General features: G+C 29.3%; 24 protein-coding genes, 1 pseudogene and 1 riboswitch. Of the genes and pseudogenes, 8 read left to right on the top strand and 17 right to left on the bottom strand.

The features are described from left to right. Nucleotides 1-120: 120 nt before the first annotated feature. The 4 genes from T483_RS0123115 to T483_RS0123100 all read right to left on the bottom strand — a co-directional run bounded on the left by T483_RS0123115 (nucleotide 121) and on the right by T483_RS0123100 (nucleotide 4,904). A complete protein-coding gene (locus T483_RS0123115) occupies nucleotides 121-1,140 on the bottom strand; it encodes a hypothetical protein (RefSeq protein WP_026888952.1) in 1,020 nt (339 codons plus the stop codon). Between the two features lie 46 nt (nucleotides 1,141-1,186). After that, the gene (locus T483_RS0123110; protein WP_026888951.1) at nucleotides 1,187-2,641 is read right to left on the bottom strand and encodes an FTR1 family iron permease; all 1,455 of its coding nucleotides are present in this window, start codon (nucleotides 2,639-2,641) and stop codon (nucleotides 1,187-1,189) included. A 327-nt stretch (nucleotides 2,642-2,968) separates the two neighbouring features. Further along, complete coding sequence (locus tag T483_RS0123105; RefSeq protein WP_026888950.1) at nucleotides 2,969-3,907, bottom strand: DUF2935 domain-containing protein; 939 nt, start codon at nucleotides 3,905-3,907, stop codon at nucleotides 2,969-2,971. Nucleotides 3,908-4,178: 271 nt separating this feature from the next. Then, the gene (locus T483_RS0123100; protein WP_026888949.1) at nucleotides 4,179-4,904 is read right to left on the bottom strand and encodes a TMEM165/GDT1 family protein; all 726 of its coding nucleotides are present in this window, start codon (nucleotides 4,902-4,904) and stop codon (nucleotides 4,179-4,181) included. A 245-nt stretch (nucleotides 4,905-5,149) separates the two neighbouring features. Continuing rightward, a riboswitch (yybP-ykoY riboswitch) is annotated at nucleotides 5,150-5,267 on the bottom strand. A 243-nt stretch (nucleotides 5,268-5,510) separates the two neighbouring features. Here T483_RS0123100 and T483_RS0123095 point away from each other — a divergent pair. Beyond that, nucleotides 5,511-5,786, top strand: coding sequence for a metal-sensing transcriptional repressor (locus T483_RS0123095; protein WP_026888948.1), 276 nt, complete (start codon nucleotides 5,511-5,513; stop codon nucleotides 5,784-5,786). Nucleotides 5,787-5,794: 8 nt separating this feature from the next. Beyond that, nucleotides 5,795-7,660 (top strand): heavy metal translocating P-type ATPase, encoded by a 1,866-nt coding sequence (locus T483_RS0123090; RefSeq protein ID WP_026888947.1) that lies wholly within the window; start codon nucleotides 5,795-5,797, stop codon nucleotides 7,658-7,660. Between the two features lie 212 nt (nucleotides 7,661-7,872). Here the strand turns inward: T483_RS0123090 and T483_RS0123085 are convergent, their stop codons facing one another. After that, nucleotides 7,873-8,376 (bottom strand): GNAT family N-acetyltransferase, encoded by a 504-nt coding sequence (locus T483_RS0123085; protein ID WP_026888946.1) that lies wholly within the window; start codon nucleotides 8,374-8,376, stop codon nucleotides 7,873-7,875. A gap of 97 nt (nucleotides 8,377-8,473) precedes the next feature. Further along, on the bottom strand, nucleotides 8,474-9,724 hold the full coding sequence (locus tag T483_RS0123080; RefSeq protein ID WP_026888945.1) for a DUF2334 domain-containing protein: 1,251 nt from the start codon (nucleotides 9,722-9,724) through the stop codon (nucleotides 8,474-8,476). A gap of 179 nt (nucleotides 9,725-9,903) precedes the next feature. Between T483_RS0123080 and T483_RS0123075 the strand changes: the two genes are divergently transcribed. After that, complete coding sequence (locus T483_RS0123075) at nucleotides 9,904-10,227, top strand: hypothetical protein (protein WP_026888944.1); 324 nt, start codon at nucleotides 9,904-9,906, stop codon at nucleotides 10,225-10,227. Between the two features lie 191 nt (nucleotides 10,228-10,418). Here the strand turns inward: T483_RS0123075 and T483_RS0123070 are convergent, their stop codons facing one another. Further along, a complete protein-coding gene (locus tag T483_RS0123070) occupies nucleotides 10,419-11,756 on the bottom strand; it encodes an ATP-binding protein (RefSeq protein ID WP_026888943.1) in 1,338 nt (445 codons plus the stop codon). A 448-nt stretch (nucleotides 11,757-12,204) separates the two neighbouring features. Here T483_RS0123070 and T483_RS0123065 point away from each other — a divergent pair, with 448 nt between their 5' ends. Both T483_RS0123065 and T483_RS0123060 read left to right on the top strand, forming a co-directional pair. Then, a complete protein-coding gene (locus T483_RS0123065; protein ID WP_026888942.1) occupies nucleotides 12,205-12,606 on the top strand; it encodes a ferritin-like domain-containing protein in 402 nt (133 codons plus the stop codon). Nucleotides 12,607-13,069: 463 nt separating this feature from the next. Further along, entirely contained in the window at nucleotides 13,070-14,116 is a 1,047-nt protein-coding gene (locus T483_RS0123060) for a galactose ABC transporter substrate-binding protein (RefSeq protein ID WP_026888941.1), read from the top strand. Nucleotides 14,117-14,431: 315 nt separating this feature from the next. On the opposite strand, the gene T483_RS0123055 is transcribed toward T483_RS0123060, so the two are convergent. The 4 genes from T483_RS0123055 to T483_RS32270 all read right to left on the bottom strand — a co-directional run bounded on the left by T483_RS0123055 (nucleotide 14,432) and on the right by T483_RS32270 (nucleotide 16,663). Next, nucleotides 14,432-15,253: a GNAT family N-acetyltransferase gene (locus T483_RS0123055; protein ID WP_026888940.1), complete on the bottom strand. Its 822-nt coding sequence runs from the start codon at nucleotides 15,251-15,253 to the stop codon at nucleotides 14,432-14,434. A gap of 138 nt (nucleotides 15,254-15,391) precedes the next feature. Next, a complete protein-coding gene (locus tag T483_RS32280; RefSeq protein ID WP_242841914.1) occupies nucleotides 15,392-16,000 on the bottom strand; it encodes a hypothetical protein in 609 nt (202 codons plus the stop codon). Nucleotides 16,001-16,046: 46 nt separating this feature from the next. After that, on the bottom strand, nucleotides 16,047-16,331 hold the full coding sequence (locus T483_RS32275) for a hypothetical protein (RefSeq protein ID WP_242841913.1): 285 nt from the start codon (nucleotides 16,329-16,331) through the stop codon (nucleotides 16,047-16,049). A 20-nt stretch (nucleotides 16,332-16,351) separates the two neighbouring features. Then, a complete protein-coding gene (locus T483_RS32270; protein WP_242841912.1) occupies nucleotides 16,352-16,663 on the bottom strand; it encodes a hypothetical protein in 312 nt (103 codons plus the stop codon). 198 nt (nucleotides 16,664-16,861) lie between these two features. Here T483_RS32270 and T483_RS0123045 point away from each other — a divergent pair, with 198 nt between their 5' ends. Further along, a complete protein-coding gene (locus T483_RS0123045) occupies nucleotides 16,862-17,929 on the top strand; it encodes a galactose ABC transporter substrate-binding protein (protein WP_026888939.1) in 1,068 nt (355 codons plus the stop codon). A gap of 287 nt (nucleotides 17,930-18,216) precedes the next feature. Here the strand turns inward: T483_RS0123045 and T483_RS0123040 are convergent, their stop codons facing one another. Continuing rightward, nucleotides 18,217-18,426, bottom strand: a complete 210-nt coding sequence (locus tag T483_RS0123040; RefSeq protein ID WP_026888938.1) for an alpha/beta-type small acid-soluble spore protein — start codon at nucleotides 18,424-18,426, stop codon at nucleotides 18,217-18,219. A 635-nt stretch (nucleotides 18,427-19,061) separates the two neighbouring features. Between T483_RS0123040 and T483_RS0123035 the strand changes: the two genes are divergently transcribed. Then, entirely contained in the window at nucleotides 19,062-20,657 is a 1,596-nt protein-coding gene (locus T483_RS0123035) for a ClC family H(+)/Cl(-) exchange transporter (protein WP_026888937.1), read from the top strand. A 190-nt stretch (nucleotides 20,658-20,847) separates the two neighbouring features. On the opposite strand, the gene T483_RS0123030 is transcribed toward T483_RS0123035, so the two are convergent. Next, a complete protein-coding gene (locus T483_RS0123030) occupies nucleotides 20,848-21,555 on the bottom strand; it encodes a YetF domain-containing protein (protein WP_026888936.1) in 708 nt (235 codons plus the stop codon). A 270-nt stretch (nucleotides 21,556-21,825) separates the two neighbouring features. Further along, a complete protein-coding gene (gene idi / locus T483_RS0123025; protein WP_026888935.1) occupies nucleotides 21,826-22,341 on the bottom strand; it encodes an isopentenyl-diphosphate Delta-isomerase in 516 nt (171 codons plus the stop codon). Nucleotides 22,342-22,542: 201 nt separating this feature from the next. Here idi and T483_RS29750 point away from each other — a divergent pair. Beyond that, a pseudogene (locus T483_RS29750) lies at nucleotides 22,543-22,785 on the top strand (nitroreductase family protein); the annotation flags it as partial. Nucleotides 22,786-22,886: 101 nt separating this feature from the next. On the opposite strand, the gene T483_RS0123010 reads toward T483_RS29750, so the two are convergent. The 3 genes from T483_RS0123010 to T483_RS0123000 all read right to left on the bottom strand — a co-directional run bounded on the left by T483_RS0123010 (nucleotide 22,887) and on the right by T483_RS0123000 (nucleotide 25,419). Further along, nucleotides 22,887-23,693: an MBL fold metallo-hydrolase gene (locus T483_RS0123010; protein ID WP_026888934.1), complete on the bottom strand. Its 807-nt coding sequence runs from the start codon at nucleotides 23,691-23,693 to the stop codon at nucleotides 22,887-22,889. 201 nt (nucleotides 23,694-23,894) lie between these two features. Continuing rightward, complete coding sequence (locus tag T483_RS0123005) at nucleotides 23,895-24,464, bottom strand: RBBP9/YdeN family alpha/beta hydrolase (protein WP_026888933.1); 570 nt, start codon at nucleotides 24,462-24,464, stop codon at nucleotides 23,895-23,897. Nucleotides 24,465-24,639: 175 nt separating this feature from the next. After that, nucleotides 24,640-25,419, bottom strand: a complete 780-nt coding sequence (locus T483_RS0123000; RefSeq protein ID WP_026888932.1) for a PhzF family phenazine biosynthesis protein — start codon at nucleotides 25,417-25,419, stop codon at nucleotides 24,640-24,642. Nucleotides 25,420-25,617: the final 198 nt, after the last annotated feature.

Below are 25,617 nucleotides of genomic sequence, written 5' to 3'. Positions count from 1 at the left end.
CTTTTTTTTAGATACTATACACAGATTTCTATTAGTTCCTACAATTAATTTCAAACTTAAAATATTATTTATAATAAAAAACAGACTGCCAATTATTTATATCAGCAGCCTGCTTAAAATCTATTTTAAGTTTTGCATTTCAGTTAATAATTTATCTAATTCTCCTGATGCAGATGTTATTGTATTTGTATCTATTGGGTTTGCCTTTGCAGATGATTGTATTGCTCCCATAGGTACTTCGATTCTTTCGTAAAGTTTAGCATCTTTTTGTTTTACAATATCTTCACTAGTACTCCAGTACTTTTCTAATCTTGCAGCATATTTTGTAACTTTTTCTTCATTTACAGGTGATGTAAATTTCTTAATTTTAGCTAAAGCTGTTTTCATATCTTGAGGAGCTGTTGAGAAAGCAATAGATTTTTGTAATTGCTCTATTGTCTTATCTAAATCATCGATTGAAGCAGTTAATGATTTTGCATCAAGTGGATTTACTTTTACTCCTGCATTAATAGCTCCTAATGGTGATTCAACTTTTTCATAAAGGTCTTTGTTGATTTCTTTTATTCCATCTTCAATTGGTTTCCAATTCTCTTCTAATTTTTCAGATGTCTTAATAGCTTTGTCCTCTTCTTTGTTATTTAATTCCGAGTTCATTTCTTTTAACGCACTTCTCATATTATCAAGACCAGTTGCAGTTGCATCATTCTTTTGTAATTTCACTAATTCTGCATCTAGTTTGTCTATTGATTCATTTAAAACTTTTGTATCTAGAGGTTTTACCTTAGATGCTGCCTCAATAACTTCTAGTGGATCCTCAATCTTAACATATAAATCTAAATACTTGTCCTTTAAATCTTCTTCAAATTTATCTTCAAATTCCTTCCAAGAATTCTCTAATTTCGTACCACCTTCACTAACTTTATCTTCCTCTTTATTAGACACTTGAGTTTTCATATCTTTAAGAATATTTCTCATATTGTTACTTGCATCATTCATAGTAAATGTCTTTATTTCTTGTGATGATGTTTGTGTAGTACTTTCAGCTGGCTTAGCCTGCTCAGTTTTTTGCACTCCACACCCTGTTACTGTTATTGCTGTTCCTAATACTGCTGCTAATAATACGTTTCTTACTGATTTCATAAATAAATCCTCCTGCTAATTTCTTTTTCATATTTTTTCTTTTGTTTTAATTTCTTTTTAATTTGTTATGTAATGTCACTACTACTGCTATAACAACTAATAATACTTGAGGCACTACTCCTTGCCAAGTTGGATATACTGCAAGTGCAGATATTGTTGGCAACGCATCACTAGTAGTTGCTGATAATAATCCAGCTAGTTGAAGGCCATTGATTCCCATTCCTGTAAATTTGAAGCCTAAATAAAATACTAAAAGACTAGATACTAAGAAAAATGGCTTCATTGGAATACGTAAACCTATCTTTAGCATTAAAACAGCTATTATTATAAGTATTGCAAATCCTAATGCTATTCCTAAGAATAAATCACTTAACTTAATTGAAGATGCCATTCCAATGTAGAAAAGAACAACTTCAGTTCCTTCTCTAAATACTGCTAAAAACGCTAAAAATCCTAAAGAAAATAAGCTTCCATTAGCTAATGACTTATAACTTTTGTCCTGTATACTGTGATTACGTGAAGATACTTCCGATTTACTGTGTAACCAATAACTTACGTAAATAAGCATTACAGCTGCAAATACACCTGTCCATCCTGATATTAAGAAATTATTATTCCCAAATGTTCCTGATGTAAATAAAAGTTTAACCAAAACAGCTAGTACAATACTTACTATGCTTCCAATTACTACTCCACCATATATCCATGTTTTCTTATCTTCTTGGTCTGATTTCTTCAGAAAACCTAGTAAAGCAATTACAACCAAAAGCGCTTCTAAACCTTCTCGAAGTATAATTGTAATTACATCTACTATACCGTATGATGTATTTCCATCTAATAAAGATAAATATCCATGCATTCTATCAATAACTTTTATTGCTTTATCCTTTTGAATTGGATCTACTGTAAGATAAGCTTTTGCACTAACCATATCTCTTTCAGCATCATCATATACAGTCTTTGATTTTGTTAAAACTACTCCTTCTATATCAAGCCAAGATGAACTAAAAGTGTCCATAGTTTTAACTGCTTCATCATCATTTCCGCTTTCAATCTGACTCTTTGCTTTTTCTAAAAGTGAAACTAAATCTTTTATAGTTGCTGTTTCCCCTTTACTTTTTGTTTCTTGGATATTACTTTTTCCCTCTATAAATTCTTTATTAGTTTTTTCTAAATCTTCTAAAGCATTTATAATCTTATCTTTTTGAACTGGGTCTTGAGAAAGTAAAAACTTTACCATTCCCATTTTACCTTCAATATCTCCATAAGCTTGTTTCGATTTCTCCTTTACTCCATCTTCAAGATCAATCCAAGCTTCATTATATTCCTCATAAAAATCTTTTCCCTTAGAAAAATCATCTGCTTTTACAGCTTCAAGTGATTTTTCAATAAACTCATTGCTCTTAGACAAATCTGCCTTCGCATCTGCTGCGAGCACTTTGATTTCAAACATAGGTAGCATCAAAAATACCGCCAGTAACAATGTAAATAACTTACGCAACGATTATCACTTCCTTCTCTTTTGTAATTTTTATTATATGTAAAATATTTCTTATGAAATATAGGGTAATCCTCTATAATTTTTAATTTTCCATATAATCTTAGAAAAGATATTTAATATTAAAATTAAATCCACCTTAACTTTATTGAAAATATTTATCAATTAAACTCGATTATCATTATAAATTATGTCGAAAAATAATGCAAGATATTTATAAAATAAAAATATAAGGACAAAAAAGAAGTCTATACCTCTTGTGGGTAAAAACTTCAATGCTATTATACTAGAGTTTTCTTTTAGAACTCTAGTATAAAACTAAATTTATTCTTATTCCATATAATCAGCTTTTTTAAATATTTTGAGCAAGCGTAAATAGTGATTTGCTTCACGTAACGTATGATCTCCTAACAATGGTATTATTATAGATTTAATCTTACATTCCACTAATCCTTGAGTTCCTTGTGCCTTAAAATTCCTTATTGCCTTGGTCGCTTCTAGACTTTCATCTGTAACTTTAGAAATTGGTATTGATTGATTAATAGCTTCTCTTGCTTCTCTAGTCAATATATCAAACTGATGACCAAAGTTATTTGCTGTATTTATTAGCTCATCTTCAGTTGGATCTAGTAATCCTCGTATAAATTTTGAATGTTCAGCCATAATTCTATTCCAAAAAGCCTCTTGTTCATACGCCTCTCTCTCTATATTAATTTCTTCACGATTTTGTAACCTTTTAACTAAAGTAAAATAAAGTTTTGCTTCTCTCATAATATGATCAATGAGCAAAGGATAGTTAACTGTAAACACCTTACATGATAAAACATCCGATAATAGTCTAGATTTAAACCTTATTAAACCAGCTGTCAATTCCAATGCTCTATTGTTAATGGCAAATACTTTTTTCTCGAGTTCCTCATGATTATGTCTGCTAAAAGAATTACTCATTAATTCAGCTTCCACTTTAGTAAGATCAGTTGCAATTTTCACTCCTGTAAAATATGCTGACGCTTTTTCAGCTTCAAGTGTAAAAGGAGTTACTACTTCACCAGATTGTAGTACATCATCACTTACAACACCTTCTGAAGCAGTGATTACATCATATAAAAGATTGTCGAAGCCCATTCTAAAAGCATCTGCTTCTTCTATATAATTTGAATTCTTTGGTGTAAAGCCTATTTCCAAGAAAAATGAATGTTCCTTCATAATTCTCGCAAAGAAAAGATGTAATTCCAAGGATTGTCGTATAAAATTACCAGTTGATAACACGTTAATTTCTCCCATACAATAATTTAATATCAATTGTATTATATTATTTTTCTCTGCTAACTGTTACTTTCTATAATACTTTTTGAATTGAAAATTGTTTGGACATAATGAATTTAACTATAATCAATTGGAAGATGGTTTTAATAAAATAATCATGAAAATATATTTACGATTGGTCTTTATAAAATAAATAGAGCTATGATAATCTTCCATAACTCTATTATAGATTTCTATTGATTATGTTTTACATTGATTGTTGCTTAATTTAATATTAAGCTCTTTTCTTAATTTCTTCTTCACTTTCAACATCTAACGAATCATCTTTCTTAGCTGATGCTATATCACATACTTGACCAAAGTATGCAAACTTTACTCCAAAAAGATAAATCAGTAATCCCATAAGGGCTAAGTATAAAACAATATATATCGGTCCTAAGAACGCTGCTGGAACTGAATTATACACAGTTAATGTTCCAAAGAATATGAAGATTGCGCCAGCTACCCATTTTATATATATATCTGGTATATGTTTACACATCCATGCTCCCCCTAAAATTCCTATGCCATCTGCAATAAGCATTCCAACTGTGGTTCCCATTAAAATAAAAAGTGGCTGCTGATTTTCTGCCGCTATAGTTATTGTCATAAGCTGAGTCTTATCTCCCATTTCTGCTAAGAAAAATGCAATAGCTACTGTAACAATCGGACCAAATTTTACTTTCTTATTTTCTTCATCGTCTAATTTATCTCCACGTATTGTCCAAAGACCAAAGGCTAAAAAAGATACTGCTGCTATAATTTTCACTAAATCCATTGGAATTACAGAGCTTAAGTAACTTCCCACTGCAACTGCTAATGCATGATTTAAAATAGTTGCAATTAGTACTCCAAGTAATACTTGTTTAGCTTTGTACTTACTTACCATTGCCAGAAGCTGCGTCTTATCACCCATCTCTGCAACTACCACTAGTAATAATGCCTTAATAAATGATGCCATTTTTAATACCTCCAAATTATATTACTTATTAAACCTAGCTCTCCTTCTTTGTGTACTTTTTTATCAACTCAAACTTGATTTAGGTTACTTCTTTGATCCCTAGCTTAGATTGTCCAAAAGCATACTCCCAACCATAAGAATCACTGATACTATTTATTAAATAAAAAAATAAAGACCTTCAGCACAATAATGTGTTCTGATATAAGAATTTTTAATGAGCTAGATAAAAACTCTTATATCAAAACACAAATATTGCGCTAAAAGTCTCACTTAACTAAGATTAGTTACGATAAAGCCAGACCTAAGGTCAGTATGTTGACTTCATCACCTTTTTAAAGGCAGCTACTCCCTCTTAACTTTAAATCAAATTTTCATTAAGCTCATTTTACAGCAAGTCCCACTGACTGTCAATAAATCCATAATATAATTCGATTACTCATTTTATAAAAGTAATTAATATTTTTGGCACATATGCAACCAAGGTATTCTAATTCTTACTAAATTTATAGCAAATAGCAATTGACAAAAATGATTTTCATTATTAATATATACCTATACCCCCTAGGGTATAAAATTCAAAAAAAATTATTCGAGGAGGATGCTAATATGCGTCAATGTATGGATGTTCCAAAAATTCAAACTAGAATTAAAAAAATAGAAGGCCAGCTTAGAGGTATTTCAGAAATGATAAATAAAGATGTTCCTTGTGAAGATATTTTAATACAAATTAATGCAGCTAAAAGTGCATTACATAAAGTTGGTCAGGTAGTTTTAGAAGGACATTTACAACACTGCGTTCGTGATGGGATTGAACATGGTGATGCAGATAAAACAATCGCTGAATTTGCTAAAGCAGTAGAACATTTTTCAAGGATGGGATAGGTGGTAAAATGAATAAACTAAAATATTTTTTTGAAGATGAAGATAAACGCACTATGTTGTTTCTAATGTTATCCGCTTTCTCACTACTTATTAGCTTTTTACATATTTGGAGCTTTAAAATTGATATAGCTTGGGTGGCTATTATTTTATGTGGCTTACCTATTGTAAAAGGTGCCATTGAAGGACTTATAACTGAATTTGATATTAAAGCAGACGTTTTAGTTGCCATTGCACTGGTTGCATCTGTTTTAATTGGTGAAACTTTTGCTGCGGGTGAAGTTGCTTTTATTATGACATTAGGTGCCTTATTAGAGGAGCGTACTGTTGCAAAAGCACGTGCAGGTATTGAAAAATTAGTAAATCTTACGCCTCCGACAGCTAGAGTCATTCGTGATGGCATAGAAAATATCATCCCAGCTGAAGAAGTTAAAATTTCTGATATTCTTCGTGTACTCCCTGGTGAAACTATTGCTGTTGATGGTCTCATTATTTCTGGACAAACATCTATTAACCAAGCTGTAATGACAGGTGAATCTCTACCAGTTGACAAAGGTGTAGGTGATGAAGTGTTCAGCGGAACAGTTAACCAATTTGGTGCATTTGATATGAAAGCAACAAAAGTTGATGAAGATAGTTCCCTTAAGAGAATGATCAAACTTGTTGAATCTGCTGATGCAAGCAAAGCTAAAATTGTTGGAATGGCAGATAAATGGGCTACCTGGATAGTTGTAATTGCCCTTGTATCAGCGGCTGGTACTTGGTTTGTTACCGGAGAAATTATTCGTGCTGTTACGATACTTGTTGTATTTTGTCCTTGTGCTTTAGTTCTTGCAACCCCTACTGCTATTATGGCTGGTATAGGAAATGCTACAAAGCATGGTATTCTTATTCGTGAAGGTGACGCACTTGAAAGATTAGCAAAAGTAAAGAGAATTGCATTTGATAAAACTGGTACTTTAACATATGGAAAACCTGCTGTTGTAGCAATTGAAAGTTTTAATGAAAATATTAGTTCAGAAAAACTACTAGAGATAACAGCTTCTGCAGAACTTCGTTCTGAGCATCCATTAGGTAAGTCTATTCTTTCACATTTTAAGACTACATCAGGCTCGACTCTTGAAGATCCTCAAGAATTTGAACTTATTGCAGGTCGTGGTGTTAAATCAATAGTTACAGGTAATACGATTCTTGCTGGGAATACTGAACTATTAACTGAAAATTCTATAGAAATACCAAAAAAAATATTAGACAAGTCATCAACTTTTATAAAAGAAGGATGTACAGTTATCTATGTGGCTGTTAACTCACAAACTTCTGGTTTCATAGTTTTATCAGATACATTACGTAAGGATTCTAAATCCATGATTGAAAAACTGAACTCAATCAATGTAGAAAGTATCTTATTAACTGGTGACAATCCCCAAGCTGCTTCTCATATTGCGAAAAACGTTGGCATTACTGATATTCATTCTGAATGTTTACCAGAGGATAAATTGTCTGCAATCGAAGAATATCAAAATAATAACGAAATGATATGCATGATTGGAGATGGAATTAATGATGCTCCAGCACTTAAAAAAGCATATGTAGGTATTGCAATGGGTGGTATTGGAAGTGATATTGCTGTTGATGCAGCAGATATTGCTCTTGTTAGTGATGATATAAAATCTATTCCTCATTTGCTTAGTCTGTCACAAAAAACCATGACTACAATCAAATGGAATTTATCTCTTTCTATGTTGCTAAACTTTATAGCTATAATACTTGCAATGACAGGTATATTAAATCCAATACTTGGAGCATTAGTTCACAACTTAGGCTCAGTTGCAGTTATTATAAATTCTGCATTGCTATTAAACTTTAAAAGTGAATAGAAGATTTATATATTCTATTCTTGGTTTATAAAGTCAAACAAATCGAAATTAAAGTAATAATTTCGATTTATTTGACTTTTTCACTCATTATTATGAAAAAAAGCAACTCAGCTGTAATTCTGCCCCCGTAAAGTAGTGTAATTATCTAATACTACTAATAATCCACGATCCTTGTCCGTATTCTTTACAGAAAGAACGTGAATATTTTAAGATTATAGAATTCTCTCAAATGCTATTCTTTTATTCCCGTCTTCTAAATAAATTATTCCACAATACTGGAATTTGTTTTTCTTAAGCAGCTTTTGCATAGATATGTTTTCTTCGTGTGTATCTACTTTTATGCTATGTATTCCTCTATTTAAACAAAGCTCTTCCACGTTTTTAATAATTTCAGATGATAATCCTAATCCTTTATAAGTATTATCTACCGCTATTCTATGAATGACTGCATATTGATTATTAGTAATCCAGCCCCCTTCATAAATAGAATCATATGTTTTTTCTCCGTCAAAAGAAACCGCTGCCGTAGCAACGATATTATTATCTTTTGATAATATATAACTATGTTTATTATTAATATCGTTTCTTATTGTTTCAGGATTAGGATAATTATTCTGCCATTGATTAATTCCTTGTTCTTTAAAGTAACCTTGTGCCTGTTTAATAATTCTCATTATATCATTGATATCTCTTTCAACTGCTTTTCTAAATTTCATTTATATTTTTCCTTTCTTTATACAAACAAATTGATTAATCTTTCAATAAATATGGTTTATTCTCTTCTTTTAATGATAAATTCATATACTTATAATATTATCTTAATTTAGAATGCTTGTGTAATTTCAAGAAATTACAGAATAATTTAATAAACTCATCTTTCTTATTATTGAAGCCTAAGTCTGTGATTTTTGTAAAGTTACATCCCTTATAATATAATGCTTTTACTATTTTGTGAAGCGGTGAATCCTTTGAATAATTACTCATTGTGTATCCACCAATACCATTTTTAAGAGTTATATATTCAAAATCAATATATGGATGATAAAACAAACTAGCTAATGTTGCTTCATTTAAATTATTTATTCTATCAAGCATCTTATTAATACCGTCTTTCTCTTCCACATATCCTAAAGGTGTAGGGATATACAAAGTTCTGTGATTTCTAGGACTTTTAACTATTCTTTCCCCCCAGATACCTACAAATGATTCATAAACTATATCAAAATATTGTTCAAAAATACTTTGTTGAAATGCAGTAGCTGCATAGTGAGGTGTCTCAAAAAACTTAGCAGGCAGTTCCAATTTCTTTGCCGTATTAATAGCCGCTTCAACTCTTTTTCTTATACTTTTTTCATCATTATTCCTTTCTGCATTAAACTCAGTACCATCTGCGCTTACTTCATCACCATACTGATGAGTATAACCATGTAAACCAATTATTCCATTCCTATTCAGTAAATACTCCATTGTAAATAAAAAGTCAGCATTTGGCATACTATAGTCTTTTGATATATCATTGTCAATTCCATTTGGTGGATCAATAAATCTTGGTATCCATGCTATATGAAATTGTATGCCAGTTGAAAACATATAATCTGCAACTACTCTAAGTTTCTCTAAATTATCAGAATCCAAATACCTGCCGCCCGCTGTTATGTCTTCCAATCGAATTAAAGCAACTCTTCCATAAATATTTTTACAGCTCTTATACTCATTCCTATCCCAGTAAAGTGAAATACTACTCCTACTATAATCCCATCTAGATCTTATATTTAATAATCTGCACATATCAAATAACGATATATATAATACGCTACCAATCATAGTAAATTTATAATCATCAATATCATAATCTATATATATCAGCGATTTTTCTTTAATGATTATAGTCACTTTACTTTCCTTGATATTAATTCTACCTCCTATTTGGTTTATAAATTCTAGCATAGGTACAAAATAGCGATTAATATTTCTATATATAGGAATATTAAAATTCATCAGCTTACCTTCAAAATTTATCTTAAAATTGTTTTCTATTAAAAATAACTCTTTATCATAAACCATTTTATCTACTTCTTACAATAATATTACTTCATACATCTAAAGTATGTCTACAAACTTATAATGCCACCTATAAAATCTTTTAACGATAATTGGCAAAGAATATATTTTTTCTACTTTCACATAATAAATTTGATATATTTAAATTTTATAATATTATAATTGCGAAAGGGGTTCCTGAATTGAAAAAGTTTATTTCAATACTTTCCATTTTTTTATTTCTGTCATTTAGCATTAACACTGCTACTGCAGTAGCTCAAATAAATCAACCACGAACTTTTAAAGAAGGATTTTATAACCTAAGAGACCTAGGCCTTATGGAAAACGTCTCCTATAGCGTTCAAAATTTATCTGAATACAGAGGATTTATAGTTGTATTTGATTCTGAGCAGAAAATACAACAAGCTATATCCTTAGATTCACGCTCTCAAAAGTTTCCACTAAAACCCATTAGAAACAGTGATAGAATTGTAATATTAGGTCAAGGTGCATTAACTTTTTCTTAAAGAAAATATACCATTAATTAATTAATGGTATATTTTATCTAAATACTGTCCATAATTAAGATGCAATTTCATATAACAAAAAAGAGATAGCTCAATTATCTACCTAGTTTAAACGCTATCTCTATTTTTTATATATTCTTATTTTAAGTGTAAATTCATATATTATGGCCAATTATTTCTTTGTTTAGATCTTATATAAATTTATGGAAGTCAATTATTGAATTTTCAATATTTTTTGCTATCGGCAATTTAATAAAAAACGTGGTTCCTATACCTAATTCTGTTTTGAACCATATTTGCCCCTTATGAATGTTAGTAACAGTATGATATGCCATAAATAACCCTAACCCTGTACCACCACTTCTTCTAAATGAAAAAGGTTCAAATAGAGTCTCACTTAAATCTTCTGGTATACCTCCTGCTGTATCTTTAATTTGAATTATTATGAAATCTTCATATTTTTCTGTTAAAACCTTAATTTCTCCGCCATCATCCATTATTTGTACGGCATTATTTATAATATTTTCAATTGCTCTCTTTAGTAGCTTTTCAGACATATTTATGTGTTCATCTAAATTATTGTTGAGTGATAACTTAATTTTTTTATGTTCGCAAATAGGCTCAAAGGAACCTACAATCCTTTCTATTATTGGCATAACCTCCTGAGGTATAAGTTTTTCTGGCTTAAATATACTCAAAAGCTCTATAATCATATCATTCATCTCATCAGCTTGCGTTATTATTCTACTTAAATAATTATCAATCTTTGCTTTCTCAGAAGTTATCATTCCTAATTGCCCTAAGCCTCTAATTACTGACAATGGATTTTTAAGATCATGAACTGCTGTTGCAATTAACTCACTTGTTGCTTGTAAATTTATATGCTCTGCCGGAGATTTATTGTTATTATTATTTACATACATAATTGTTGATTCAATTGAATTTACACAAGCTATCAGTATATGAAGTCTTTCTGGCCGTGCATACTTAACCGGTACACTTATATCCATTGCACCAATAATTTTGTTATCATACTTTATAGGAACACCAATACATGCACATCCACCATAAACAGTCCCATAATGTTCTACTCCATAAACTAGAACTGGTTCTCCCGTTGCTAATGCTGTACCTGCACCATTATTTCCTATATTCTTTTCTGACCAACTTGCTCCAATACATAGTCCTGCTTTTTTTCCTCCAAGCTCTTCCGGGGTACCTCTATAATCAACAATCCATCCATCTTTATCTGATAAAGCTACAATATGAGGTATTCCAGTTAGACTCATAGATAAAGAATCCATATATAACCTTGAAACTTCAATAAGTTGTGAATTTTCTTTTATCTTTTTTTTTAAGTCTTTATCTGATAAGAATTTAAATTTTATTCTTTCAGGGTTTATCCCTAATTCACTACATCGTTTCCATGATTCCAATGTAATCTGTCTTGCAGTAGGATTATTATTTATAATTGATATAAAACTCTCCCACTCTTCTAAGCTATCATTTGTTTCCTGTAGACATTCCATTCCTACACCACCCTAATATTTGTTTTTTTGCATTTTAAATACCCACATTTATAATATTCGACATTTGGACTCATATTCCTCTTTTCCCATATAATTACTAGAAATTATAACTTTGAATTATACAGAAATTAGCTAAATAAAAAGTTGAATACATCTTTTTTACCCAATCTATCTTTTATAGTTATTCTCCAATTAACACTATAGATATAATTATACACTATTATGAGATAATATATATTAATTAATATTTATTATATAGTATATTAAGCAATAATAAATCTAAATTAGCAACTGCATTCTCTAACTATATCAGCTTGAAATGTTATGATAATATATATCTAATAAAGGTAGAATCTATTGACATTGATTTATTAAAATGTTAATCTAATTTTATTCAATTAAATTATGTTATATATTATTTAAATCAATTTTAATATGGAGGTTTGTTATGAGTTTAATCGGTCTAACTAAAGGTACAGATTTAGAAGAAAAAATTAATGAAATGTGGAAAGCTGAAGCAATAGGTGCTGCAACTTATCAAGCTTTTGCAATAGTAGCTCAAGAGAAAGGGTTACCTGAATTAGCAGAGGAATTAAAAAAAATTTCTGCTGATGAAGCTCGCCATGGTGGCTTATATGCAGCACTAAATGGTCATACAAATGAAAATTTGCATGATGCTTTAAGCACAATGTCTAGTGGTGAAATTTCTGCTGGTGAAAAAATAAAAGAATTATCTAAAGTTCTTGATAAATTAGGTCTTACAGAAGCTGCTCAGGCTGTACATACTGCCGGTGAAGATGAGTGTAGACATGGTAAGATTTTAAAAGAGTTAGTTGAAAAGTTTTTATAGCTTACACAATAAGGTAGTAAAGTTTTATGCTTCTCTACCTTATTTTTTCTTATACTATAAATCTTAGCATTATAATAAGCTTGATTCTCTATACATGTACATCATACTTTTCAATAATACTATCTTAACAAATCTTCTTAACTCAACCTTTCCCTCAATTCTCTTTCACTAAAAATTCATATTAACTAGGCTTTTTCCATGATCATTTGAAATTTTTACACTTGTATCAAAAAATCTCATTTTCGCTATTAACCGGTATCGTTGAATTAGATGTAATATTCATAATAAAAAAGTAAAAGATTCAATTTAAACCTTATTATTTTTAATAAATCACTTTAATCTTGTTAAAGTTTAACTACAAACTTATTTATAAATTTCATGCGGTATGTATGAAAACGAATAAATTTTATAAATATAGAAAGCCTATGAGTGTATAGTTAAACTAAACATATGGAGGCTTAAAATGAATGTATTAAAAAAGATGAAGTTAATTATTATAATCATTCTATTGTTATCAAATATAATTCCACATAATACATATGCTTTACAAAACTCCACTACTCCACCAAAACTTAAAGTAGCTGTATTTATAAATAATTTTGAAGATTTATTTCTTTATGAGATTAAGAAAAACTTAGAAGATATTCAAATTGAGAATGGAGACAAAGTTCAATTTACTTTTTTTGATGCAAAAGAAAATCAGGGTATTCAAAATGATAGCATTGAAAACGCACTTAATGAAGATTTTAACCTTTTTGTAATACGTCCTGTTAGTAAAAACATAAGCGATATTGAAGGTACTTTTAATAAAATACAACAAAAGAATATTCCATTAATTATTTTATACGAAAAAATTCCATCGATAGTAAACCTACTTAGACCTTACCGCAACAGATCTATTATTATTAATACAGATCTTGTTCAATCTGGAATACTAGAAGGAAAAATCCTTGCTAATGCTTGGAATGCAAATAAAGAAGTATTAGATAAAAATAAAGATAATATAATGCAATATATTCTTATAAAAGGTCCATCTGATAGTAATATAACAGCTATAAGAAACAAGTATTCAATTCAAGCAATAAATGAATCCGGAATAAAAACTCAGGAAATTTCATCGGTTACCTGCGATTTTTTAGAAGAATGTGCGAGAACTTCTGTGGAATCGCTGTTTTTAAACTACAGTAATAAAATTGAAGCAATAATTGCTAATAGTGATTCCATGGCAATAGGCGCTGTTAAAGGACTTCAGAAATATGGATATAATAAAGGAGATTCATCTAAGTATATTCCAGTTGTTGGAGTTGACGCCTTACCAGAAGCCCAGGATTTAATTGCACAAGGATTTATGACAGGTACTGTTAGGCAAGATCCACGCGAACATGCAAACGCGATTTATTCTATAGGAATGAATTTAGTTTCTGGCACTCCTCCTCTCAACGGTACAAATTATAAATTTGATGAAACTGGAATTGCAATTGAGCTTCCCTATTTTGAATATGTTAAATAATTATAAAGTTTTAACTATAACATTTAATATGTAAAATCTTTATCAGTATCCTACAATATTATAAAATTATATTTTTCATAAGTCCCTGCATAGGGACTTAATTTTTCGATTACTTTTACTAATTCATGGCATTTTCATTTCACTAATCTCAAATACGTGCTATAGTTTAGTATCTAATTCTTAATTAAGTGTATTCGCTTTTCTCTATAAATACTTATAATAAAAAAAACTATTATGATTAGTGCTGTTAATGTAATTTCTAAAGACCTATTTACTATCAACATCTCATTTATGGAGTCAAATAATATATGAAAGCTAACTTCCCAAAGTGAATAATATTTGAATAACCTTGCCACATTCAGTAAATCCAACATTTTTATATGCCTTGTTAGAAGAAGAATTTCTCAAATCTGCATAAAGAACAGGAGTTTTATGTTCATTAAGAATGATCTTACATAGTTCAGATACAACTTTTGCTCCAAATCCCTTACCTCTCATATCTGGTAAAGTATACACTCCATTAATTCTAACATTTCGCTGTGAACGATGCGCGATATTTGCCATGGAAATTATTTTGTCATCTATACCCCAAATATATAAGTTTTTACTTTCAATATATATTTTTGCAGTTTCTAATTGTTCTTCTGGCGTAGTTTTTTTTCCAAAACAATCATAGACAAATCCAGATAAAAATTCTGAAATAACAGTAATATCATTTATGGTAGCTTGTCCAAGGTAACCTTTACTCTGCTTTCCTTCAATTACAAATGGGCATTGAAATGACTCCATTTGCAAAGAAATAGAATAATTTTTATGCTTAACTTTAGAATAATGCTCAGCTAACAAAATTGCGATATCTGGTTTAGCTACAAAAGTCAGCATATTCACATCTCTATATAATTCAGCAAAATCATTTTTCAATTCTTCAACATCATCATTTGTAATATTATTTTCTGTCCATACCCAAGCTGGATATTTAAGAGCTGACTGTCCAATTATTATACTTCTATTCTTATTTGTAAACAAATATGGAGATTCACTTTCTCTTATTAAGTGTAGTAAATTAAACTGAACTTCATCATCAATAAATGGTTTAGAATCCAATATGCTATCTTTTCCAAAAAATTTAATTAACATTAATATATCCTCCATAAAATTCTTATAAATTTCCGCCTAATTTTAATTATCCATCATATATTACTTATAATATTTTTTAATTTAATACTGTTTAATACTCGCTGCTAATGAGCAAAGCAATATGAACTCTGATAAAAACTAGTATACAATGACTTGTAACTCATTAATAAACCTATCTAAAAAGATATTCACCTTATTTTTATCTGATTGGTTTCCATATAAATTAACGCTAAGTGTCGCCACATTATCAAATGTTGATACCGCTAACTGAAAATATGGATTATATTTGATTGAGCCTGTCATATAAGCCTCAATAATTTCAATATTACCGAAAGCAAACTTTTTCTTATCAATTACTCCTATATTTGTGAACGCAATAGGTGGATTCACAAATTTTTTCTCAACTATGCCCCTTGCGATCTTATAAGGAAAAATATCAAAGACTTTTTCTAGCATAACTATACTTTTAACGCAAGCTATATCAGATTTTTGTTTATTCATTACTTGTTTTACTTTATAAAGTGTTTCTTCGAATGTTTTACCGGTTTCCTCTCCTATATTACAGGTAAGATTTGTACATAAATTGCAGAAACTTTCTCCCTTATGATTGGGCAGATATTTTCTCAAAGCTACAGTACAAGGTATAGTCACGCATTTCCCAAACAATTGAAAGAGAACTCGTATATATGCAGTAAGCATAATATCATTCACTGTAGCCTCATGCTCTTTAGCGTAAGTTTTAATCATGCAAAATCTTTCTTTATTAATAGTACGAATTTCAATAAATGGATTACTAAGATCCACCATCTAATTGAAATTTCACATTATCATATGTGAATATATTAAATTTACTAAGCATGATTCTTAATTTATCTGTAACTGAAAAATTCTTAAGTATTTGTCTGATTTTTCGATTTCTTTCAGACATAATTTGATAACATTGATTATTTTCTATATTTAAATAAATATCGCTAAACATATATAAATATTCTTTAAACCCAGCAGCATCGCATAGCATATGATTCATTAATATACACAATGTATCATTTTCCTTACCCCGAATTAATTTTATATTCAATTGTGGACCATTAAGCGCATCTATTTCTTGATAAATATACTGGTAATGCATTTATCTCTATTTTGTATTTCTATAAATTCAACTATATCATTTGCAGTATAACTTCTCATTTCCCAATATGGCCTTCCTTGGGATTCATTATATCTACACCTAATCAAAGGAAAGATGTTAATAGAAATATCAACAGCCTTCTTCAACCGTTCTAAGTCAAGCTTTCCTGAAAACTTTGCTATGAAATGAAGAGTATGATCATTGATTTTTTTAACTTTAAAAAGATGTTGCAGAATATCCCATGCTTCAGCACTGTAACTTTGATAATAATTATCTAGCATTTTATACCCCCACTACACAATATATTTCCAATCACCATTTCCATTTATATCTAATTATATCATGTTTATCCAATGAGATATTATCTAATTTTTATGATGCCTCTTATTCTATAATCTTAGAATAAATTTTATATTTATACCAAACCTAGTACTGGGTATTATGATTCAAAACAGTTATGTGAATTGGAGGATTATTTAATGACTATATTTCGAAAAATAATAGTATTCATTCAAATTGTGTTAATTATATTCGTACTAATAAATATATCTCAAGTTAATACATTTGCTATTTCAAGTATAAGCATTAATAATAGAAAAGCAGCTAATGTTGCAGTTTTATTATATAGTTTTGATGATCCATATATGTTAGAAATTAAAAAGAGTTTAGAAGATATTGAAAATCAAAACAAAGATAAAGTTCATTTTACTTTTTATGATGGGAAAAATAATGTAGCTATACAAAATGAAACAATAGATTCTCTTCGTAAGAGTAATATTGATTTATTTATATTAAAGCTAGCTGATACGAAAGAAGAAACAATAAAAAACATTATGCTTAATATAAAAAATGTTCCAATAATTTTTATGGAAGTTGCTCCCGAAGTTGTATCAAATGTTTCCAAACTTTACAGTAAAGCTGTCTTTCTATATTCAACTTCAAGCCATGAGGGTATCTTACAAGGCAAAATTCTTGTGGATAAATGGAATACTGATAAGAGATTTTTAGACAAAAATAACGATAATATTTTGCAATACATTTTACTGAAAGGTGAAGCTAATAACCCATACTCTATTGAAAGAACAAATGATGTTATTTCAACAATAAATGGAGCTGGAATACAAACAGAGCAGCTTGCTCTAGTAAATGCCAATTGGTTTAGGGAATTAGCTAAAACTTCAATTAATAATCTATTTCTCAAATATGATGGTAAAATTGAAGCAATAATTGCCAATAATGATGCAATGGCACTAGGTGCCATCGAAGCGCTACAAAAATATGGGTATAACAAAGGTAATAAGAACAAAAATATAGCTATTGTTGGAATTGATGGTCTAGAAGAAGCGAAAAATTTAATAGACAAAGGATTAATGACTGGTACCCTTATTCAAAATACGAAAATGGTAGCTGAGGCCTTTTATAATGTTGGAATGAATTTAATTAACAATGAAAATCCTGTTGCAAATACATCTTACAAATTAGATAATGGAGTAATTACGATTCCAGAATCTTATAAGCCATATACAGGCAATACTAATATTACATAAATATTTTAAGTAAATTTATGGATGGTGCGTACTCTTTGTTCGTGCACGCATTATTTGCCACATTAGTCTGTAAACTAAATGCCGCTATTTATATCTATTCATAATATTTAAGAGAACTCCGACTAGAATACTATAGTAACTAACGTTATGTTAATGCAAATTAATAATATCTAACAATAAAAAAGCTAGTAGAACAATTATATTAATTATATAATCAGTTCTACTAGCCTTTTGTAATCTTATTAAATTTCTAAAGAGTCATCTTTAGACTCTTAGTATTATATTTATTACTTAAGACCTTGTTCGTAATCTTCAATCATATGTTTTACCATATATCCACCAACATATCCATTTTGTCTTGAAGAAAGGTTCCCTTTATCAATGTTTTCATAATCGCTTAATCCAACTTCTGAAGCAACTTCAGCTTTTAGTCTGTTTAATCCTGCCTTTGCTTCTGGTACTAATGTTCTATTTCTTCCACTATTATTTGATGACATATACATCAACCTCCCTTAATTAATATAAATTTTGTTTGGCATTAATATATTAACCATTATGACAAATTATAATCTATAAAAATACTAGTAAAAATAGTACTGATAGCTTGTATTAAATATTTTTCCCTATTAAAGAATTATATTGATATTTATAACTTAGACTTATGCAATAATCCACCGAAAGCAGAAACATTGTTATTTCGCAGGACTATGAAAATTTCGCTGAAAATGCTAAATTGCAGGTTGCACCACTAATGCTTGCTCCCAATTTCATTGTGACAAGCATTAGTGTAACAACCTACAATTAAGATCTTTTAACAGCTCATTTTCAATGCCTGCTGCATAAAAATGTTTCTCTACTTTCTCGTATTGTATTTATTGCAAAGTACAAATCAAATTCTTAAGTTGTTTATCTATATAATTAGATCATCTTAAATTATTCTTTTTTCAAAACTTAATATAAGCTAATCTTAATTAGACTAGTATCAATATATATCCAATATATATAACAAAATCCATAAATAAGGTTTTCCTATTAACATATTAATATATATATGCTAACATAATATACGTTGTAGTATTAAATACTTTAATACAATATACTTTTGAAACACGACAATATTGGAGGCATAATAATGGAATTAAAACATAAAACAAATACCTATAAAACTTTATTTCATTGGCATAGTTTTAGATTAAGACTTGTTATTGAAGGTATTGGGATAGGTATTACTGCTGGCCTATTGATTGTACTATACCGTTATGCACTTGAAAAAGCAGGAATTCTTTTAAATTATATTTATAAAAGTATATCTTCAAATTATATACTTGCACTTCCATGGATTTTAGCACTAATAGTTATAGGCTATATCGTTGGATTGATGGTTAAATATGAGCCAATGATCAGCGGAAGCGGCATACCTCAGGTAGAAGGAGTTTTGCTTAGAGAACTTGAAATGACATGGTGGAAAGTTATACTTGGAAAATTTTTAGGTGGAGTTCTTTCCATAGGTTCCGGACTCTCACTAGGAAGAGAAGGTCCATCCGTTCAACTAGGAGCCGCGGTTGGACAAGGCTTTAGTAAAATATTTAAAAGAATAAAGCTTGAAGAAAAATATCTCATTACAAGTGGTGCTAGCGCTGGATTAGCTGCCGCGTTTAATGCCCCTTTAGCAGGAACAATGTTTGCATTAGAAGAAGTTCATAAAAACTTTTCTCCTTTAGTTTTACTTTCGGCTTTATCTTCCGCCCTATCAGCTGATTTTATAGCTAGTGAATTCTTTGGATTAAAGCCTGTTTTTAACTTTAAAAGATTAGATTCAATACCTCTTAAATTTTATTTTTATATAGTTCTACTAGGCATTGTTTTAGGCCTTCTAGGTGTTCTTTTCAATAAGCTACTCTTGAAAACTCAAAACCTATATACAAAACAAAAATGGCTAAAAAAAGAGCTACGAATAATAATACCTTTGTTAATTTCAGTTTTCCTAGGGCTTTTATTGCCACAGGTTTTAGGCGGCGGGCATGAACTTATAAGTTCACTTATTATTGAAAATCCATCTTTGATAGCTTTAGTAATTATTCTTATAGTAAAGTTTTTGTTTACAATGGTAAGTTTCGGCTCTGGAGCCCCTGGCGGAATCTTTCTTCCACTGCTTACTATCGGAGCCCTGATAGGTAATATATATGGAATTATACTAGTACATTTTGCACATATTGATGATATTTATATCACTCAGTTTATAATTCTTGCGATGGCAGGATATTTCACAGCTGTAGTAAAATCCCCCTTAACTGGAATTATACTAATTACTGAGATGACAGGTTCTTTCAATCATTTGCTTTCTTTAGCTCTTGTCTCTATATCTGCATATATAGTTGCTGATATCTTGGCATCAAAGCCTGTTTATGAAGCATTGCTTGAAAAATTTCTACAAAATCTAGGTGAACATATTTCTATAGGTAACAAAAAAGTTAAATCTATATTAGAATTTCCAGTATGTATGGGATCAAATTTAGACAGTAAACAGATTAAAGAAGTAAACTGGCCCTCTAATTGCTTGCTAGTTGCAGTTAAACGAGGCGAAAATGAAATCATCCCTAAAGGAGATACTACTATTTTACCTGGAGATTATCTGATTGTACTTACAAATGAGGACAAAGTTACTAAAATAAATGATAGATTAATAAATATGACTGAATGCTGCGAAATACAAAAGTCTATTAATTAATAAAATTCATTTTCAATCCATACTATGTTCTGCTTAGAAGTTCAAAGTAATTAGGCATTACTCTTTAAAAAAACTGATTATTAAATACTATTAATAGTAACATCTTATTTGAACTAAAATCATAATAAGCTAAGATTTTTAAATATAAAAATCTTAGCTTATTATATTCCTGAAATTATTCAATTTCACATTACCCATAATTTTCATTCTTATTTCTATTTCTCCTTGATACATGAAGCTTTTTATTAGCATATATTCCTGCATAAAATACATCGCTAATATTTTCAATATTTTGCTTTTTTAACTCCTTATGAATCCAATTCTTATCCACTCCCACACTTTTCAAATTTTCTTCTATTATTTCTCCATCAATTATTACATCTTTCATAAGTCCTTCACTTGTACTTTTAATGTTCATCTGAGATGGAGTAAGAGGTTTTTTATCAGCTTTTGGGAGCACAGATAACTCTCCATCAGTTTCCATTATTGCAAATTCTACATCTGCCAAACTGAATGCATTCTTTTCTCTCATCTTCATCATTAATTCATTGACTGTTAATTTCATATTCTTCATATTTTCCTCAACAATATTTCCATTTTCAACTACAGTTACTGGTTCTGAATTAGCCAACTTTCTTATTTTAAAACTCTTAATATCCAGATGTGCACTTCCAATACTTAATGTTGATATAATTATTAGCGCTATAATTGATGATAAAAATGTACTTTCTGACCCTATCATAGCATTTGCAACTAATGATCCCATTGACATGCCTACAATGAAATCAAAAAGTGTCATGTGAGAAATAATTTTCCTTCCCATGACCCTCGCTAATATTAATGCTAGTGCATAAACAGCAATACTTCTCAAAGTTATATTAACTATAGAATAGTCCATTCTCATTTCCTCCTAATAATAATTCACATATGATTTCCTTATATTTTTATATAAATTTTGTAATTCATAGTAATACTATTTTAGTATGTGTTAAAAAATAGAATCTATTACTTAAAAATCCTCTTTAAAATTAACATTTAAAGTTTGATACTAGCTTAACCTTTAATCTATAAACTGTATTTATATAATATTTCTTTAATATGAAAAAAAAGGACATCCAAGATGATTTTTAATCACTTTGAGATGTCCTCTTTACCTATAAGCTCTTAACTATTTAAATATTTTATCTTCTGCCTTATTAACCAAATATTTAAACCAATAAGTATATAATTCCGGCTTCTCTACAATATCCTTCTTAATCTCATTAATATCACCCCACTTAAAATCATCAACTTCATCTTTATTTACAATTACTTCTCCATCATATTTCCCAATAAATACATGATCATATTCATTTTCAAAAAGATCATTTTCAAGTTTTACTTTGTAAATAAAACTAAATACTTCTTCAAGTTCACATGTAAATCCCATTTCTTCCCTAAGTCTTCTATGAATCGCATCATTTAAACTTTCACCGTATTTTGGATGACTACAACATGTATTTGTCCAAAGACCAGGCGAATGATATTTTTTTACATTTCTTTTCTGTAATAATAATTGATTTTTAGAATTAAATACTAATATAGAAAAAGCTCTATGTAATGTTCCTTTACGGTGAGCCTCCATTTTTTCAATTGAACCTATTTCGTTATCAGACTCATTTACAGCTATTATATATTCTGCCATTTAATTTCCCCTCCCATTTATACTATTATAATCAAAACTTACATCATTAAAGCGATTGTATTTTGCATATAAACTTAAAAGTATTTTCCACTAACTATTATATGAATTTAGTTTACTACGCTAACACTATTGTCTTCATTTATTAATTTTTTATAATCTTTTCCCCATTCACACATTGCACTTAAAATGGGTTTCATACTTTCTCCAAAAGTTTATTGCTCCGCAGCAATACAAAATATGCTTTTAGCAGCAGAAAGCTTAAACATTGGTTCTTTTTGGATTGGCCTCATAACATTTTTCTTAAGATTAGAAGATGAAGCAAAAAAACTCGGTATTCCAGAAGGATATGAAGCTTATTATGGTGTAGCTTTGGGATACAAGTCATTAAACAAAGAAATAATTGCTCCTAAGAGAAAATTAAATGTAGTGAGTTATATACGATAGCTAAATTATTTCACAAATATCAGCAACGATAAATTTCTGTATAAAAAACTATACTAGGAATAATCCCTAATATAGTTTTTTATAAAATATCATATTCTAACTTACCAATTTATTTCAAGTCCTACACCTACTTCTCTAATAGGTATGGATTTATGTATTTCTGCCTTAACAATAAATGAAGTACAATGGCAGGGATACAATTCCTTTATATTGTTTTCTTTTAAATATTCTATAGTTTTACTTACTTGTTCATTTACTTCAAACAAATGGAATCCCCCTATTATTCCCAATACTCTAGTATCATTACATACTTGTTTTGCATATTCCACTATATTGCATATGCCACTATGGGAACACCCTGTAATAATATAGATTCCCTTGTCACTTTTATATACAAGTGCTGTATCATCCAGTACATAATCATCTGTCACTGTTTCTGCATTAATTTTCTTACCAATAGGCTTCCTATTTTCAAAATTATTTATCTGAGGTATTTCACCTAAAAAAATTATATTTTTACTAACTTTCTTAGACTGGCTCGAAAGAATTAATTTACATTTTTCTTTTAGTTCCTTTTCTAAAATTGGAGAACATATCTTTAAATTCCCAATTACCTTTTCTTTAAATGCATCTGGATGAGCAACTATATTAATATTGCTTATACTATTTTGTTCAAAACAATATTGTAGTCCTTTTGTATGATCATCATGTCCATGTGAAATTACAATAACATCTATATTTTTTAAATCTAAACCAAACTTATATGAATTTTTGATAAATAGATCAGAGTACCCTACATCTAATAATAGTTTTGTATTTTCATCTTCAATATAATATGAAACAGCCGGTTCTCCACAATAGTACTGGTCAATATACGTATTGTTATCTACTAAAACTTTTAACTTCAATCACATCCCTCCTCCATTTAATGTAATTATTTATATTCATTAAATTCTTATTTTTCTACATTTTCAATCAATTTAATTCAATAATGCCTATAACTTCAATACTTATTCCTTCTTAGTCATTGCATATTTTGTAAACGCCATATACTTAATTATTAAATATAGATGTTTTATCTATTACATTCACCCTAAATAACGCATAGTCTATACGCCAATTAATTTCTTAATCTCATTTAATAAAACAGGAAAATCAGTATATCCATCACGAGCGATAAAATGCTTTCCTGATGGAAGAATAATAAGATTTGCATCCAACTCTTCTGCTAATTTTTGTGTTGCATCTGTAGGAACAATATCATCATCTGTTGCAGTAATAGCTATTATTGTTGGAATTAATCTTTTTATTTTAGCAACATCAAGCGGACTATCTACAAATTCTTGAATACCTTCTGTTTGTTCATTCATAGGATTTTTATTTATGAAACCGGAGACAAATATTGCGCCTTTTATTTTTATGTTTTTCTCTAGAATATAGCGCAGTACTGTAATACATCCAAGACTGTGGCCAATTAATATAGTATTTTCATCAATATCAATAATACATTTATGAAGATGCTTAAGCCAAGGTTCAAGATGTGGATCTCCCGAATCAGGCATATCAGGAATATTAACCTTAATAGAGATATCTTTAAATTGTTCTTTCAACCACGGAAACCACTCAGATTCACTAGAAGATGTATAACCATGGACAACATATATATTAGTGGATTTCATTTTCTAATTTCTCCTTATATAAATATTGTTTAATCCAAACTACTGCCTATTCAATCTATTATATATAATCATATATTTATCTCTATGTTCTTCTCATTACATAGAGATACCCTATTTTAAATTTAATATTTTATACTTTTCATAAAGGAAATTTATATCAAGAATCATTTAATTCCTAGATATTAATATATCCTTTCAAATAGAAAACTGCCTCACCAGATATTTCTACTTGATCATCTAAAGCTCTACAATATAAGGTTCCACTTCTACTAGATAATTGGCGTGCTACAAATTTATCTTTATTAAGAATTTTCCTCCAGTATGGTGTTAATGTACAATGTGCTGAACCAGTTACTGGATCTTCACCTATTGCAGAATCTGGAATAAAGTATCTTGATACAAAATCCACATCATTTCCTTTTGCTGTAGCTATTATTCCAAATGCATTTATTTTTCTTAACTTTTCCACATCTGGATTAAGGTTACGAATATCTTCTTCTTTTTCAAAAACTGCCATATAGTCTCGTGCTTTATATAACTCCAGAGGTTTCTTGCCTAATGCCTCAACAAATTCTTTTGTAATATTGCACTTTTCACCTTCCCTTGACGGAAATAACATACTGAGTAGCGTATTTTTCTTAACGACCTTTAATACTCCACTTTTTGTATTAAAACTTATATCATTTAAATCCTTTTCTAAGTATTGAAATATAACATAAGCAGCAGCTAAGGTAGCATGACCACATAAGTCTATTTCAAACTCTGGTGTAAACCACCTTAATTCATATAAGTCTGCTTTCTTAACAAAGAAAGCAGTCTCTGATAAATTATTCTCCCTAGCTATTTCCTGCATTATATTATCATCAATCCATTGTTCTAATGGACATACTGCTGCTGGATTTCCTCTAAATAATTCATTTGTAAATGCATCAATTTGGTAAATTGGTATCCTCACTTATATCTCCCCATCAAATTAATTTATAGATTGAATTTAAAAATATTTTTTAAGATTCTCTTGCGAAAGGTAGAAAATTCTTTTATACTAAATAATCCTAAAAGCATTAACGCGTATAATTGTTTAACGTGAAATTAAGTAATTGGTTTCATACTTTATTTTTTATAAAAGACTGCTTCTGCAGTCCTTTTACTACTT

Source organism: Clostridium beijerinckii HUN142 (assembly GCF_000621745.1).
In the GTDB taxonomy this organism is placed as follows: Bacteria; Bacillota; Clostridia; order Clostridiales; family Clostridiaceae; genus Clostridium; species Clostridium beijerinckii_A.
The sequence above is the reverse complement of the archived record's forward strand: the minus strand, read 5'-3'. Positions and strand labels throughout refer to the sequence as shown.

What these genes read in the sequence shown, in the direction of transcription:
- T483_RS0123055 (WP_026888940.1), bottom strand. Translation starts at nt 15,253, where the DNA reads ATGTTAATTAAATTTTTTGGAAAAGATAGCATATTGGATTCTAAACCA.
- T483_RS32280 (WP_242841914.1), bottom strand. Translation starts at nt 16,000, where the DNA reads ATGATTAAAACTTACGCTAAAGAGCATGAGGCTACAGTGAATGATATT.
- T483_RS0123040 (WP_026888938.1), bottom strand. Translation starts at nt 18,426, where the DNA reads ATGTCATCAAATAATAGTGGAAGAAATAGAACATTAGTACCAGAAGCA.
- T483_RS0123065 (WP_026888942.1), top strand. Translation starts at nt 12,205, where the DNA reads ATGAGTTTAATCGGTCTAACTAAAGGTACAGATTTAGAAGAAAAAATT.
- T483_RS0123090 (WP_026888947.1), top strand. Translation starts at nt 5,795, where the DNA reads ATGAATAAACTAAAATATTTTTTTGAAGATGAAGATAAACGCACTATG.
- idi (WP_026888935.1), bottom strand. Translation starts at nt 22,341, where the DNA reads ATGGCAGAATATATAATAGCTGTAAATGAGTCTGATAACGAAATAGGT.
- T483_RS0123115 (WP_026888952.1), bottom strand. Translation starts at nt 1,140, where the DNA reads ATGAAATCAGTAAGAAACGTATTATTAGCAGCAGTATTAGGAACAGCA.
- T483_RS0123100 (WP_026888949.1), bottom strand. Translation starts at nt 4,904, where the DNA reads ATGGCATCATTTATTAAGGCATTATTACTAGTGGTAGTTGCAGAGATG.
- T483_RS0123045 (WP_026888939.1), top strand. Translation starts at nt 16,862, where the DNA reads ATGACTATATTTCGAAAAATAATAGTATTCATTCAAATTGTGTTAATT.
- T483_RS0123085 (WP_026888946.1), bottom strand. Translation starts at nt 8,376, where the DNA reads ATGAAATTTAGAAAAGCAGTTGAAAGAGATATCAATGATATAATGAGA.
- T483_RS0123080 (WP_026888945.1), bottom strand. Translation starts at nt 9,724, where the DNA reads ATGGTTTATGATAAAGAGTTATTTTTAATAGAAAACAATTTTAAGATA.
- T483_RS0123060 (WP_026888941.1), top strand. Translation starts at nt 13,070, where the DNA reads ATGAATGTATTAAAAAAGATGAAGTTAATTATTATAATCATTCTATTG.
- T483_RS0123030 (WP_026888936.1), bottom strand. Translation starts at nt 21,555, where the DNA reads ATGGACTATTCTATAGTTAATATAACTTTGAGAAGTATTGCTGTTTAT.
- T483_RS0123070 (WP_026888943.1), bottom strand. Translation starts at nt 11,756, where the DNA reads ATGGAATGTCTACAGGAAACAAATGATAGCTTAGAAGAGTGGGAGAGT.
- T483_RS0123005 (WP_026888933.1), bottom strand. Translation starts at nt 24,464, where the DNA reads ATGAAATCCACTAATATATATGTTGTCCATGGTTATACATCTTCTAGT.
- T483_RS0123095 (WP_026888948.1), top strand. Translation starts at nt 5,511, where the DNA reads ATGCGTCAATGTATGGATGTTCCAAAAATTCAAACTAGAATTAAAAAA.
- T483_RS32270 (WP_242841912.1), bottom strand. Translation starts at nt 16,663, where the DNA reads ATGCTAGATAATTATTATCAAAGTTACAGTGCTGAAGCATGGGATATT.
- T483_RS0123035 (WP_026888937.1), top strand. Translation starts at nt 19,062, where the DNA reads ATGGAATTAAAACATAAAACAAATACCTATAAAACTTTATTTCATTGG.